We start from the raw sequence: 12,794 nt of genomic DNA on the forward strand, positions 1-12,794 counted from the left end.
ATGACAGAACAGGCTTCTGAATTGGAGATTGCCTGGCGGGAAGTAGTGGACGGATTGCTGCGCGACTCCGACCGCCCGGACTCCGACGTCCCGACTTTCAGCCACACTCAACGGGCTTTTCTCCAGCTGGCCAAACCCGTCGTCATGGTCGACGGGTACACCGTCCTGTCCACCCCCTACCCGGACGTCAAGCAGGTCATCGAGGATGAGCTCGGGGAAGTCATCACCGAGGCCCTGACCCGGCGGGCGGGTCGCCCCTGCGTCTTGGCCGTGACCGTCGAACCGCGGGAACAGCAGGCGCCGCCGGCTCAACCGCCCACCCCCGCCCAGCCGCAGACGCCCAAACTCTCGCCGGAGGACATCCCGCCCCGTCCTCACCGCCCCAAACAGGTGGAGGTCCAGCCCCCCGCTCCCCACCAAGAGCAGCTCAACCTCCAGCATTGGCGCGAAAGCCATGCCCCCGCCCAGTTCGACGGACAGCCGTCCACCCCGCCGATGGGGCTCGACGATCTCGCCGCTCAGTACGCCGACCGAACAGAGGCTCCGGCGGCACGGATGAACCAGCAACGGATCCCGCGCGAGACGCCGGTAAAGTCGACGGATCAGGAAAATTCCCTCAACCCGAAGTACACCTTCGAGAACTTCGTGATCGGCTCGTCGAACCGTTTCGCCAACAGCGCGGCCTTCGCCGTCGCCGAAAACCCCGCCCGCGCCTACAACCCGTTGTTCATCTGGGGCGGTTCCGGCCTGGGCAAGACCCACTTACTGCACGCCGCCGGCAACTACGCCGAGGTGCTGCAGCCGGGCCTGCGCATCAAGTACGTCTCGAGCGAAGAGTTCACCAACGACTACATCAACTCGGTGCGCGACGACCGGCAGGAATCATTCAAGCGGCGCTACCGCAACCTGGACATCCTCATGGTCGATGACATCCAGTTCCTGGAGGGCAAGGAAGGCACCCAGGAAGAATTTTTCCACACTTTCAACGCGTTGCACCAGGCCAACAAGCAGATCATCCTGTCCTCCGATCGTCCGCCGAAGCAGCTGACCACCCTGGAGGACCGGCTGCGCACCCGCTTCGAAGGCGGTCTGATCACCGACGTCCAGCCGCCGGACCTGGAAACCCGCATCGCGATTTTAGAGAAGAAGGCCTCCGCCGACGACACCCACGTCGACCGGCAGGTCCTCGAACTCATCGCCTCCCGGTTCGAATCCTCCATCCGTGAGCTCGAGGGCGCGCTGATCCGCGTGTCCGCCTATTCCTCGTTGATCGACGAGCCGATCACCATGGAAATCGCAGAAGTGGCGCTGCGCGACATCCTCCCCGACGCCGACGACGTCGAGATCACCGCCGCGTTGATCAAGGAAAAGACCGCGGAGTACTTCGACATCAGCCTGGATGTGCTCACCGGCGCCGGCAAGACCCGCGCCGTCGCGCACGCGCGTCAGTTGGCGATGTATCTCTGCCGGGAGCTGACTGACCTGTCGTTGCCGAAGATCGGCCAGGAATTCGGAGGCAAAGACCACACCACGGTCATGTACGCCGACCGCAAAATCCGTAAGGAAATGACGGAAAAGCGGGACACCTACGACGAGATCCAGGCGTTGACTCAGCAGATCAAGAGCGCCAATCGTTTTTAGCTGCGACTCACGTCGTTGCAATCGGCCTTTCCTGCCACCCAGGAAAGGCCGATTTTCGTTTATCCGGCCCACAAGTTATCCACAACAGTGTAATTACAACGCTGTAATTCAATGAAGTTGGTCACCTTCCTCTGGTGGCGAGAAATCCGGCACCCTGTGGAGAACCCCCGGAAAGATGTGCAAAGAAAGTGGATAAAAGCCGCTCTGGTGTGGAAGAATAAGGGGCGTAGAAAGTTATCCACAAGATCCGCGATTCATCCACAGTCGATCCACAGGCCCGCCCACACGATGCTTTTCTGGTCCAGCCACAATCGATGACCACTTATCCACAGATTGCACAGAGCCTATTGTTGTTACCAGTCCCTTACTTGTAATTCGTTTAAGAGAAAAGGGATGTGTGGAGAGTTTCGCCGGGCACCCCCGAAAAACCGTCCCGACATATGGGATTGGGCGAAACTAGACCAATTAGACCTTTTCCTAAGGTCCACGGTGATGGCCTACGCTCGAATCCGAGCGTCCCTTCGTATCTCCGAGGGGCCTAAGCTAGTTTTGTACGATCACCCGTTTCCCCGACTGGGGCACTGTCCCGAGTTCTGCGTGCGCGGAACTGTCGGGGACAATGGAATTACACATTTTTGCGATTGATGCGAGGAGCCGAGGAAAAGCATGGACTCACAAGCAGTGTCGTTCCGCGTAGCTAGGGACGACCTGGCCAATGCCGTTGCCTGGGTGGCACGGAGTTTGCCCACTAAGGCCACCCAGCCGGTTCTACGCGCCATGCTGATCACGGCCACGGACACGGGCCTCGAGCTCGCGGGCTTCGACTACGAAATTTCCACCAAGGTGCGCATCCCCGCCGAGATCTCCGAGCCGGGCACCATCGCCGTCGCCGGGCGTCTCATCGCGGAGATCGTCAACACCCTGCCGAACAAGCCGGTCGACCTGCAGGTCGAGGGCACGAAGGTGCTGCTTTCCTGTAGTTCCTCGCGTTTCGAGCTGCCGCTGATCCCGCTGGACGACTACCCGCAGCTGCCGGAACTCCCCGAGGTCACCGGCACCGCGGATCCGGCGTTGTTCGCGGAGGCCGTCACTCAGGTCGCCGCCGCGGCCGGCAAGGATGACACGCTGCCGATGCTCACCGGCGTCCACATCGACATCCAGGGCTCGGAAGTGCACCTGGCCGCCACCGACCGGTTCCGTCTGGCGCTGCGTTCCTTCGAATGGGATCCGGCCACGCCTTCCGTCGAGGCCAAGCTCCTGGTGCCGGCGAAATCTCTGCTGGACAACGCCCGCACCCTGGACAGCGGTCTGAATGAGCCGATCCAGATCGCGGTGGGCTCCGACGACCAGATTGGCAGCGACGGGCTGTTCGGCATGCACGCCGCCAACCGGGAAACGACGACGCGCATGCTCGACGCCGAATTCCCGAACATCCAGCCGCTGCTGCCGAAGACGCACACCTCAATGGCGTCCATCGACATCGCTCCGCTGCAGGAGGCGATTCGCCGCGTCAGCCTGGTCACCGACCGCAACGCGCAGATCCGCATGGAGTTCTCCGACGGTCAGGTCATCCTCTCCGCCGGCGGCACCAACGACTCCGGCCACGCGGAAGAGTCCTTGCCGTGCTCGTTCACCGGCCGCGACTCGTTGACCATCGCCTTCAACCCCGGCTACCTGAAGGACGGGTTGGCCGTGGTCAACACCGAGCGCGTGGTCTTCGGCTTCACCGAGCCTTCGCGCCCGGCGATCCTGATCCCCGAACCGGAGGAGATGCCGGAGGCAGACGACGACGGTGTGTTCCCGACCCCGGACACCCACTTCACTTACCTGCTCATGCCGGTGCGCTTGCCGGGGTAGCCTCCGCGCGCACAGGAAGGTGGGCGTAGATGTATCTTCGACGGCTTGAGCTGCGGGACTTCCGTTCCTGGCCGGAATTGTCGCTGGACCTGAATCCGGGCGTCACCCTGTTCGTGGGACGCAACGGCTTCGGGAAGACGAACATCGTCGAAGCCGTCGGCTATTCCGCCCACCTGTCCTCGCACCGCGTCAGCCATGACGCGCCCTTGGTGCGCACCGGGGCGAAAAACGCCCGGGTGTCCGCCACCACGGTCAACCAGGGCAGGGAGCTGACGACGCACCTGCTGATCAAACCGCACGCCGCGAATCAGGCGCAGATCAACCGCACCAAGTTGAAGACTCCGCGGGAGATGCTCGGCGTGCTGCGCAGCGTGTTGTTTGCGCCGGAGGATCTGGCGCTGGTGCGCGGGGAGCCCGCCCAGCGGCGCCGCTACCTGGACGATTTGGTGGCGACCCGGACCCCTCGGTTGGCCGGGGTTCGTGCGGACTACGACCGCATCCTCAAACAACGCAACGCCCTGCTCAAAAGTGCCGGTGGGGCCCTGCGGCGCGGGTACGACGACGCCGACGGGGCCAGCGCTCTGGCCACCCTGGACGTCTGGGACGGTCAACTTGCGGCCCAAGGCGGAATGCTCGTCGCCGCCCGGCTGGATCTGCTGGATGCTCTGGCCGGCCGCATCGCGGGGGCCTATGCGCGGATCGCCCCGGAGTCGCGCCCGGCGTCGGTGCACTACGACACGACGCTCGCCGAGGCGCTGCGCACCGTCCTCGGCGATGAGGCCGCCTCCACCCGCGACCCGGCCGTCTTTGAGTCCGTGCTGCTCACAGAGCTGGCGCGGTTGCGCCCCCGGGAGGTGGAAGCCGGCCGCACCTTGGCAGGCCCGCACCGGGACGACCTGGAGTTACGCCTCGGCAACCAACCCGCCAAGGGCTTCGCCAGCCACGGTGAGAGCTGGTCTTTCGCGCTGTCGCTGCGGCTGGCGGAGTTCTTCTTGCTCGCCGACGAAGGCAGCGAGCCGGTGCTCATCCTGGACGACGTCTTCGCCGAACTCGACGCCCGCCGCCGGGAACAGCTGGTGAAGGTGGCGCAGGACGCCGAGCAGGTGTTGATCACCGCGGCCGTCGACGACGACCTGCCGGAGAACCTGGCCGGCCGGGTCACCGCGCGTTTCGACGTGGGAATTACCGGAGACGGCGATGAACGGACGTCGCGGATGATGACGCCGGAGGAGGTGGAGCAGGGACATGACGCCAGAATCACAGGAACAGAAGGAGCCCGAGACTGACGCGGTCGACGCCGCTTTCGAGAACATGCGGGAGGTCGCGCGCCGCCGGGGCGGGCGCGTGCCGGATCTGGCGGCGCAGGGCCGGTCGGTGCGCCCGCGCCGCTCCGTCGCCAAGCCGTTGGCCGCCCGCGACGCCTCCACCAGCGGGGAAGAGGCCGCGGGTCCCGTCATCCCCGGATTTACGCAGTTCGCCGACCTGGCGGGCGCGGACCGGCGGGCGGTGCTGGGCACCCGAGGTTATTGGCGGGCGGGGAGCCTGGGTCGGCCGAGCGGTCCGGACGGGCGCCGGATGCGGCGCAGTTATTCGGTGCCGCGGCTGGGCGCGGTGCTGGGCAAGGAGATCGAGGACCGCGGCTGGGAGCACGACCTGGCGGCCGGGTGGGTGACCAATCACTGGGCGGAGCTGGTGGGCGAAAAGATCGCGCAGCACACCACCATCGAGATGATCAAGGACAAAAAGGTGTTCATCACCTGCGACTCCACCGCCTGGGCGACGAACCTGAAGTACATGCAGCGCACCATTTTGCAGCAGATCGCCGCGAAGGTGGGCCCGGACGTGATCGTCGCTTTGCGCATCTACGGTCCGCAGACGAAAAGTTGGCGGAAAGGCCCCCTGCACGTCAAGGGGCGCGGGCCGCGCGACACCTACGGATAAGCGATTTTCGCGACCTGGGGAAATGCCGCCATCGGCGCGAGAATGCGCCTGCAGCGCCCGGAGTGGCCCTTATGGTAGGTCAACCCTAGGGTGTAGACTGAAACGGTCTAGAATCCATTTCTCCGCAAAAAGGGAGTGCTCGTTTCACGTGGCTACCACTGAACCCCAATATGACGCTTCATCTATCACGATCCTTGAGGGTCTCGAGGCCGTCCGCAAGCGCCCCGGCATGTACATCGGTTCCACCGGCCCCCGCGGCCTGCACCACCTGGTGTGGGAGGTCGTCGACAACTCCGTCGATGAGGCGATGGCCGGCCACGCCGACAAGGTGGAGGTGACGCTGCTGGAGGACGGCGGCGTCGAGGTCGTCGACAACGGCCGAGGCATCCCCGTGGAGATGCACTCGACGGGAGCGCCGACCATCCAGGTCGTCATGACCCAGCTGCACGCCGGCGGCAAGTTCGACTCCGATTCTTATGCCGTCTCCGGCGGCCTGCACGGCGTGGGCATCTCCGTGGTCAACGCCCTGTCCACGCGCGTCGAGGCGCACATCAAGCGCAGCGGCAAGCACTGGTACCAGAATTTCAACAATTCGCTGCCGGAAGACCTGATCGAGGGCGAAAACGCCCGCGGTTCCGGCACCTCGATCAAGTTCTGGCCGGACGAGGAGATCTTCGAGACGGTCGACTTCGACTGGGACACCATTTCCAAGCGCCTGCAGGAGATGGCTTTCCTGAACAAGGGCCTGACCATCGTGCTCAAGGACCAGCGCAAGGTCTCGGAGAAGGAACTCGAGCTGGAGGCACTGGCCGAAGGCGGCGACACCGCCCTGCCGGTGGAGGGCGACAGCTTCGACGACGCCGCCATCGAGGCCCCGAGCGAGGACTCCGAGGCGCAGGCGGAGAAGCCGACCAAGAAGCGCGACCGCACGGTCACCTACCACTACCCGAACGGTCTGATCGACTACGTCGAGCACCTGAACAAGAACAAGACGGCGATCCACCCGTCGATCATCGCCCTGGACGCCAAGGGCGACGGCCACGAGATCGAGATCGCGATGCAGTGGAACGCCGGCTTCAAGGAGTCGGTGCACAGCTTCGCCAACACGATCAACACCCACGAGGGCGGCACCCACGAGGAGGGGTTCCGGGCGTCGCTGACCACGCTGATGAACCGCTACGCGCGCGACAACAAGCTGCTCAAAGAAAAGGACCCCAACCTCACCGGCGACGACTGCCGCGAGGGGCTGGCCGCGATCATCTCCGTGCGCGTGGCCGAGCCGCAGTTCGAGGGCCAGACCAAGACCAAGCTGGGCAACACCGAGGTCCGCTCCTTCGTGCAGCGCGCCGTCAACGAGCACCTGAACTTCTGGTTCGACGCCAACCCGGCGGAGGCGAAGGCCGTGGTCAACAAGGCCGTGGCCTCCTCGCAGGCGCGCATCGCCGCACGTAAGGCGCGCGACCTGGTGCGACGCAAGTCCGCCACCGACATGGGCGGGCTGCCCGGCAAGCTCGCCGACTGCCGCACCAAGGACCCGGAGCGCTCCGAGCTGTTCATCGTGGAGGGCGACTCCGCCGGCGGCTCCGCGAAGCAGGGGCGCGACTCCATGTACCAGGCCATCTTGCCGATCCGCGGCAAGATCCTGAACGTGGAGAAGGCCCGCATGGACAAGATCCTCAAGAACGCCGAGGTCCAAGCCATCATCACGGCCCTGGGCACCGGCATCCACGAGGAATTCGACATCGCCAAGCTGCGGTATCACAAGTTCGTCCTCATGGCCGACGCCGACGTCGACGGCCAGCACATCGCGACGCTGCTGCTGACCCTGGTGTTCCGCTTCATGCCGCAGCTCATCGAGGAAGGCCACGTCTACCTCGCGAACCCGCCGCTGTACAAGCTGAAGTGGTCGAAGGGCGAGCCCGGCTACGCCTACTCGGATCGGGAGCGCGATGAGCTGCTCGCGGACGGTCAGGCTGCGGGCCGCAAGATCAACACCGACGACGGCATCCAGCGCTACAAGGGCCTCGGCGAGATGAACCCGAGCGAGCTGTGGGAGACCACCCTGAACCCGGAGACGCGCATCCTGCGCCAGGTGGAGCTGCACGACGCGCAGCGCGCCGACGAGCTGTTCTCCATCCTCATGGGCGACGACGTCGCGGCCCGCCGTTCCTTCATCACCCGCAAGGCCAAGGACGTCCGCTTCTTGGACGTCTAGGCCGCCGACCCTGGTTTTCCGCGCCGCCCGTCCATGAACGGGCGGCGCGGTATCCTTGATCCCATGAAAGCCAGGGCAGTGTCCGTCGTCGTTGCCACCGGCCTGCTGGCTGCGGCGGCTCCTTTTCTCCCCGCCGCCGCAGCGCAGGAGCGGATCTCGGGCGGCGACTCGGTCGCCTCTGCCCCAGAGCTGATCGTCGGTACCGCCGGCGAACCGGAGCGCTACACCCTCGAGGTGGCCGGGCAGGACTGGCTCTACTTCGACGTCGACATCCCGGTCGGCCAACGCCTGCACGTGGCGTACACCGTGGACCCGAACCGGGCCCCGGACTCGGCGGAGGTCGCCGGCGAACTCATTGACGCCCGCGGTTATCTCTCCGACTACGACGCCCTGCCGACCGCCAACGAGGACTCCGGGGCGGGCCTGCGCTCGGGTTTTGTGATTTCTGAGCCGATGAACGCCGCCCACCGCTCCTACGGGCACGACACCCTTCTGCGGCTCGCGCCGACCGGCGGGAATTTTCCCGTGGGGCTGTCCGTGTCGTTGATCCCCGAGGTCGTCGACGGCGGGGCGCTGGCCGACGTCGACCGCCCGCCGCTGCGCTACGCGGACGACCTGGACGCCGTGGCGGCGGGGCCGGTGTCCGAGTCCGCCCCGGGGGAATGGTTCGGGGACGCCGGCGAGTTGACCGGCACCACGCAGCAGCGCATCGAAGCCGGTCAAACGCAGATGTTCCGGGTGCCGCTCGGCTGGTTGCAGGCCATCGACGCCACTGCCGAGATCCTCGAGCCCGCCGCCGGCGACGGGACGCTGTCTTTCAAGATGTTCAACGCCGCCGAAGAGCAGCTGACCGTGGTCGGGGAGCGGGAGATCGCCGACGATCACGCCGGTGAGGCTACGTTCGGGCAGCGCTCGCCGGCGCATTACAAAAATCTGGCGGCGAAAAATAAATCGCGGACCACCGGCTTTTTGGGTGAGCACGTCTACCTGGCGGTGACGTACACGGGGGTGACGTCGGGGTCGGTGGATTACCGCGTGGCGGTGCAGCCGCGCGGGGAGGCCGCGGCACCGGGGCCGGTCTTTGATGCGGCGGCCGCGGAAGCGGCGCAGGCCGACGTCGAGCCCGTGGACAAGGAGATGTACTACGCCGCGGGCTTCGAGGAGCCCGCCTGGCGGCAGGCGGCGGCGAATCCCTTGTTGTGGGTGGCCGGCGGCGCGGTGTTGTTGGCGCTGATCATCGCAGTGGTGGCGATCCGGCGCCGTTGAGGTGATTAGGCCATGTGGCGCTGCAGGGCGTTGGCCAGGCCCGGGACGGCCGGCTCGATGATTTTGGTGGCGCGGCCGCGCACCGAGTCGTAGATCTTGGCCAGCGCGGAGTTGTCCACCTTGCTGGCGTGTTTGTCGGCGACGCCGAGCAAGGAATTTGCAACCTCTGCGGAGCGCACCGACACGAAGGCGCCGAAGTCGTCGGAGTCGGAGTCCTGGAAATCTTGCCAGTAGGGCTGGAATTCGCCGAGCACGTCCGGCAGGACGCGGTTGACGGCCTTGGTGAAGATGTCGGAGTCGAACTTCTTGGCGGCGGCCGCGCCGCCCTTGACCGCCATGCCGGTGATGCCGGACTGCTCGGAAATCACCTGTTCTGCGTGGCTGGCGAGGTCATCGACGACGGCGGGGCGTTTGTCGTCGGTCAGCAGCTGGGAGAGATCGGACATGTCGGCCTTTCGGAAGACGGTGGGCGAGGACGTCCTCAGAGTAATCGGAGAGGGGTGGGCACGAGAAAAGCGATCGTCATTGTTGGGCGCACCGAGGGCCCTGGAATGGGACGATGCGGTCAACGACGACGATCGCTGAAAGCTGTGATTCTTCCGCCACAGTCACTTGGACAACTGCAATCACAGCAGCCTCAAAAGTAACAGAGTGTGGCCTGCGGGGCCAGTCATTCGTCGGCGAAACGGCGGTACACCTCGCCGCAGACCCGCGCGAAAGCCTCGTTCTTGTCATTCAACGGGGCGAGCTTCACCACCGTCTCTTCCAGCGCCCGGCCGGCGGCGGCGGGGGAGTCGAAGACGGCGACGCCGTGCAACCGCGCCCCCGGGATGGCGGCCGCGGCGGCCAAGGCAGCGAAGCTGCGCACGCGCACCCGGTGCACGGCGCAGAATTCATCGGCGATCAGCAGCAGTTGCTCGGGGGTGAGCGGCCGGGTCATCCCCGCGCCTGCCGGATGCGGGATTCGAGCGCCGAGTGCTGCGCGACGACGTCGCGGGCCAGGGCGGTGACGCGGGCGTCGTCAAGCATCCTCGCGGCCGCGGTGACGATCGCCCGCACCGCCGCCTCGTGCTTGCTGGAGCCTTGCGCGCTGGCGAGCAGCGCCAGCGCGCGATCTTGTTCTTCGGTGAGCCGCAGAGTCATTGCCATAAGGACTATTGATACCACTCTGATACCAAATGTCAGGATAAAACCGCCTAAAACGACCCAGAATCGATGTTTTAGCGGAAAAGCCGGGTAGAATGAAGCTTTGTTATTCACATCCCGTAAGCGAAGGAAGCCATGAGCGACGACACTCCCGGATCTGGCATCGTCAGCCACGACCAGATCCTGCCCATCGACATCAATGAGGAGATGACGACCAGCTACATCGATTACGCCATGAGCGTGATCGTCGGCCGCGCGCTGCCTGAGGTGCGCGACGGCATGAAGCCGGTTCACCGCCGCATCATTTACGCCATGTACGACTCCGGCTATCGCCCGGAGCGTTCCTACGTGAAGTCCGCCCGCCCGGTCTCTGACACGATGGGCCAGTTCCACCCGCACGGCGACACCGCCATCTACGACACCCTGGTGCGCCTGGCCCAGCCCTGGGTGATGCGCTACCCGCTGATCGACGGGCAGGGCAACTTCGGCTCCCGCGGCAACGACGGCCCGGCCGCCATGCGTTACACGGAGTGCAAGCTCACCCCGATCGCCATGGAGATGGTCCGCGACATCCGCGAGGACGCCGTCCAGTTCTCCCCGAACTACGACGGCAAGACCAGTGAGCCGGACGTGCTTCCCTCGCGCGTGCCGAACCTGCTGATGAACGGCTCCTCCGGCATCGCCGTGGGCATGGCCACCAACATCCCGCCGCACAACCTCACTGAGCTGGCAGAGGCGATCTTCTGGATCCTGGACAACCCGGAGTCCAACGAAGAGGACCGCCTCGAGGCGTGCATGAAGTTCGTCAAGGGCCCGGACTTTCCGACGAAGGCCATGATCGTCGGCACCCAGGGCATCAAGGACGCCTACACCACCGGCCGCGGCTCCATCCGTATGCGCGGCGAGTCGGAGATCGAGGAGATCGGCAACCGCACCTGCATCGTCATCACCGAGCTGCCGTACAGCGTCAACCCGGACAACTTCATCGCCAACATCGCCGACCAGGTGACCAACGGCAAGCTGGCGGGCATCTCCAAGATCGAGGACGAGTCCTCCGACCGCGTCGGCATGCGCATCGTGATCACCCTGAAGCGCGACGCCGTGGCGCGTGTGGTGCTCAACAACCTGTACAAGCACTCGCAGCTCGAGGCGAACTTCTCGGCCAACATGCTCTCCATCGTCGACGGCGTGCCGCGCACCCTGCGCCTGGACCAGATGCTGACGTTCTACGTCCGCCACCAGGTCGACGTCATCGTCCGCCGCACCCAGTTCCGTCTCGACGAGGCCGAAAAGCGCGCCCACATCCTGCGCGGCCTGGTCAAGGCGCTGGATCTGCTGGACGAGGTCATCGCCCTGATCCGCCGCTCGCCGACGGTCGACGAGGCCCGCAGCGGCCTGATGGAGCTGCTCGACGTCGACGAGGTCCAGGCCGACGCCATCCTCGCGATGCAGCTGCGCCGCCTGGCCGCGCTGGAGCGCCAGAAGATCGTCGACGAGCTCGCCGAGCTGGAGAAGACGATCGCCGACCTCAAGGACATCCTGGCCTCCACCGAGCGCCAGCGTGCCATCGTGCGCGACGAGCTGGCCGAGATCGTCGATAAGTTCGGCGACGAGCGTCTGACCCGCATCGTCGCCGACACCGGCGACGTCTCCGCCGAAGACCTCATCGCGCGCGAAAACGTCGTGGTCACCATCACCTCCACCGGTTACGCCAAGCGCACCAAGGTCGACGCCTACAAGTCGCAGAAGCGCGGCGGCAAGGGCGTGCGCGGCGCCGAGCTCAAGGTCGACGACGTGGTCAAGAATTTCTTCATCTGCTCCACGCACGACTGGATCCTGTTCTTCACCAACTTCGGCCGCGTCTACCGACTCAAGGCCTACGAGCTGCCCGAGGCTTCCCGCACCGCCCGCGGCCAGCACGTGGCCAACCTGCTGGAGCTGCAGCCGGAGGAGCGCATCGCGCAGGTCATCCAGATCAGCTCCTACGAGGACGCCCCCTACCTGGTGCTGGCCACCAAGGACGGCCGGGTCAAGAAGTCCCGCCTCAAGGACTACGAGTCCGCCCGCCACGCCGGCCTGATCGCCATCAACCTCAATGAGGGCGACAGCCTCATCGGCGCCGCGCTGGTCAACGACAACGAGGATCTGCTGCTGGTCTCCGAGCGGGGCCAGGCCATCCGCTTCACCGCCGACGACGAGCAGCTGCGCCCCATGGGCCGCGCCACCGCCGGCGTCAAGGGCATGCGTTTCCGGGAGGAGGACCAGCTGCTGGCGATGACCGTCGTCCACGACGGCCAGTACTTGCTGGTGGCCACCTCCGGCGGCTACGGCAAGCGCACCCCCATCGAGGAGTACACCACCCAGGGTCGCGGCGGCATGGGCGTGATGACCTTCAAGTACACCCCGAAGCGCGGCAAGCTCGTCTCCGCCGTCACCGTCGACGAAGACGACCAGCTCTTCTGCCTGACGTCCGTCGGCGGCGTCGTCCGCACCGAGGTCAACCAGATCCGCCCGACCTCGCGTGCCACCATGGGCGTGCGGCTGGTCGACCTTGCCGACGACGTCGAGCTCACCGTCGTCGATGTCAACGTCGAGGACGAGGGCGAGGATGAGGCACAGGCTGTGGCCAAGGGAGAAAAGTCCGTCGAAGAGGCGGGCGTGGGTTCCGCTGGCGTAAAGTCTGACGGAGACTCGGGCTCCGCCGATGACGCCGACGATAAGGAGTAGC

At 65.5% G+C, this 12,794-nt stretch carries 10 protein-coding genes; 7 read left to right on the forward strand and 3 right to left on the reverse strand.

Annotated features, from left to right (window positions below; all coding sequences use genetic code 11):
* The 6 genes from dnaA (at position 1) to B841_RS00030 (ending at position 8,920) form a co-directional block, all read left to right on the forward strand.
* A complete protein-coding gene (dnaA, locus tag B841_RS00005; RefSeq protein ID WP_020933419.1) occupies positions 1 to 1,641 on the forward strand; it encodes a chromosomal replication initiator protein DnaA in 1,641 nt (546 codons plus the stop codon).
* Between the two features lie 666 nt (positions 1,642 to 2,307).
* Complete coding sequence (dnaN, locus tag B841_RS00010; protein WP_020933420.1) at positions 2,308 to 3,498, forward strand: DNA polymerase III subunit beta; 1,191 nt, start codon at positions 2,308 to 2,310, stop codon at positions 3,496 to 3,498.
* 29 nt (positions 3,499 to 3,527) lie between these two features.
* Positions 3,528 to 4,784, forward strand: coding sequence for a DNA replication/repair protein RecF (gene recF / locus B841_RS00015; RefSeq protein WP_020933421.1), 1,257 nt, complete (start codon positions 3,528 to 3,530; stop codon positions 4,782 to 4,784).
* The gene (locus B841_RS00020; RefSeq protein WP_020933422.1) at positions 4,744 to 5,439 is read left to right on the forward strand and encodes a DciA family protein; all 696 of its coding nucleotides are present in this window, start codon (positions 4,744 to 4,746) and stop codon (positions 5,437 to 5,439) included. The genes recF and B841_RS00020 overlap by 41 nt, the downstream gene beginning before the upstream one ends.
* 148 nt (positions 5,440 to 5,587) lie before the next feature.
* Positions 5,588 to 7,654, forward strand: coding sequence for a DNA topoisomerase (ATP-hydrolyzing) subunit B (gene gyrB, locus B841_RS00025; protein ID WP_020933423.1), 2,067 nt, complete (start codon positions 5,588 to 5,590; stop codon positions 7,652 to 7,654).
* Positions 7,655 to 7,717: 63 nt separating this feature from the next.
* Positions 7,718 to 8,920, forward strand: coding sequence for a hypothetical protein (locus tag B841_RS00030; protein WP_156844640.1), 1,203 nt, complete (start codon positions 7,718 to 7,720; stop codon positions 8,918 to 8,920).
* Positions 8,921 to 8,925: 5 nt separating this feature from the next.
* Here B841_RS00030 and B841_RS00035 read toward each other — a convergent pair whose 3' ends face one another.
* From B841_RS00035 to B841_RS00045, 3 genes are all read right to left on the reverse strand, one after another.
* Positions 8,926 to 9,366, reverse strand: a complete 441-nt coding sequence (locus B841_RS00035) for a DUF6918 family protein (protein WP_020933425.1) — start codon at positions 9,364 to 9,366, stop codon at positions 8,926 to 8,928.
* A gap of 224 nt (positions 9,367 to 9,590) precedes the next feature.
* On the reverse strand, positions 9,591 to 9,860 hold the full coding sequence (locus tag B841_RS00040) for a hypothetical protein (RefSeq protein ID WP_020933426.1): 270 nt from the start codon (positions 9,858 to 9,860) through the stop codon (positions 9,591 to 9,593).
* Positions 9,857 to 10,069 carry a hypothetical protein gene (locus B841_RS00045; RefSeq protein WP_041631659.1) on the reverse strand — a complete coding sequence of 71 codons (213 nt, stop codon included), beginning with the start codon at positions 10,067 to 10,069 and terminating at the stop codon, positions 9,857 to 9,859. Before B841_RS00045 ends, B841_RS00040 begins: the two co-directional genes overlap by 4 nt.
* Before the next feature lie 132 nt (positions 10,070 to 10,201).
* On the opposite strand from B841_RS00045, the gene gyrA reads away from it, so the two are divergent.
* Complete coding sequence (gyrA, locus tag B841_RS00050; RefSeq protein WP_020933428.1) at positions 10,202 to 12,793, forward strand: DNA gyrase subunit A; 2,592 nt, start codon at positions 10,202 to 10,204, stop codon at positions 12,791 to 12,793.
* Position 12,794: the final 1 nt, after the last annotated feature.

The sequence above is a fragment of the Corynebacterium maris DSM 45190 genome (genome assembly GCF_000442645.1).
Taxonomy (GTDB): Bacteria; Actinomycetota; Actinomycetes; order Mycobacteriales; family Mycobacteriaceae; genus Corynebacterium; species Corynebacterium maris.

Coding starts and splice junctions, on each gene's coding strand:
- dnaA (WP_020933419.1), top strand. CDS start 1: ATGACAGAACAGGCTTCTGAATTGGAGATTGCCTGGCGGGAAGTAGTG.
- dnaN (WP_020933420.1), top strand. CDS start 2,308: ATGGACTCACAAGCAGTGTCGTTCCGCGTAGCTAGGGACGACCTGGCC.
- recF (WP_020933421.1), top strand. CDS start 3,528: ATGTATCTTCGACGGCTTGAGCTGCGGGACTTCCGTTCCTGGCCGGAA.
- B841_RS00020 (WP_020933422.1), top strand. CDS start 4,744: ATGACGCCAGAATCACAGGAACAGAAGGAGCCCGAGACTGACGCGGTC.
- B841_RS00030 (WP_156844640.1), top strand. CDS start 7,718: ATGAAAGCCAGGGCAGTGTCCGTCGTCGTTGCCACCGGCCTGCTGGCT.
- B841_RS00035 (WP_020933425.1), bottom strand. CDS start 9,366: ATGTCCGATCTCTCCCAGCTGCTGACCGACGACAAACGCCCCGCCGTC.
- B841_RS00040 (WP_020933426.1), bottom strand. CDS start 9,860: ATGACCCGGCCGCTCACCCCCGAGCAACTGCTGCTGATCGCCGATGAA.
- B841_RS00045 (WP_041631659.1), bottom strand. CDS start 10,069: ATGGCAATGACTCTGCGGCTCACCGAAGAACAAGATCGCGCGCTGGCG.
- gyrA (WP_020933428.1), top strand. CDS start 10,202: ATGAGCGACGACACTCCCGGATCTGGCATCGTCAGCCACGACCAGATC.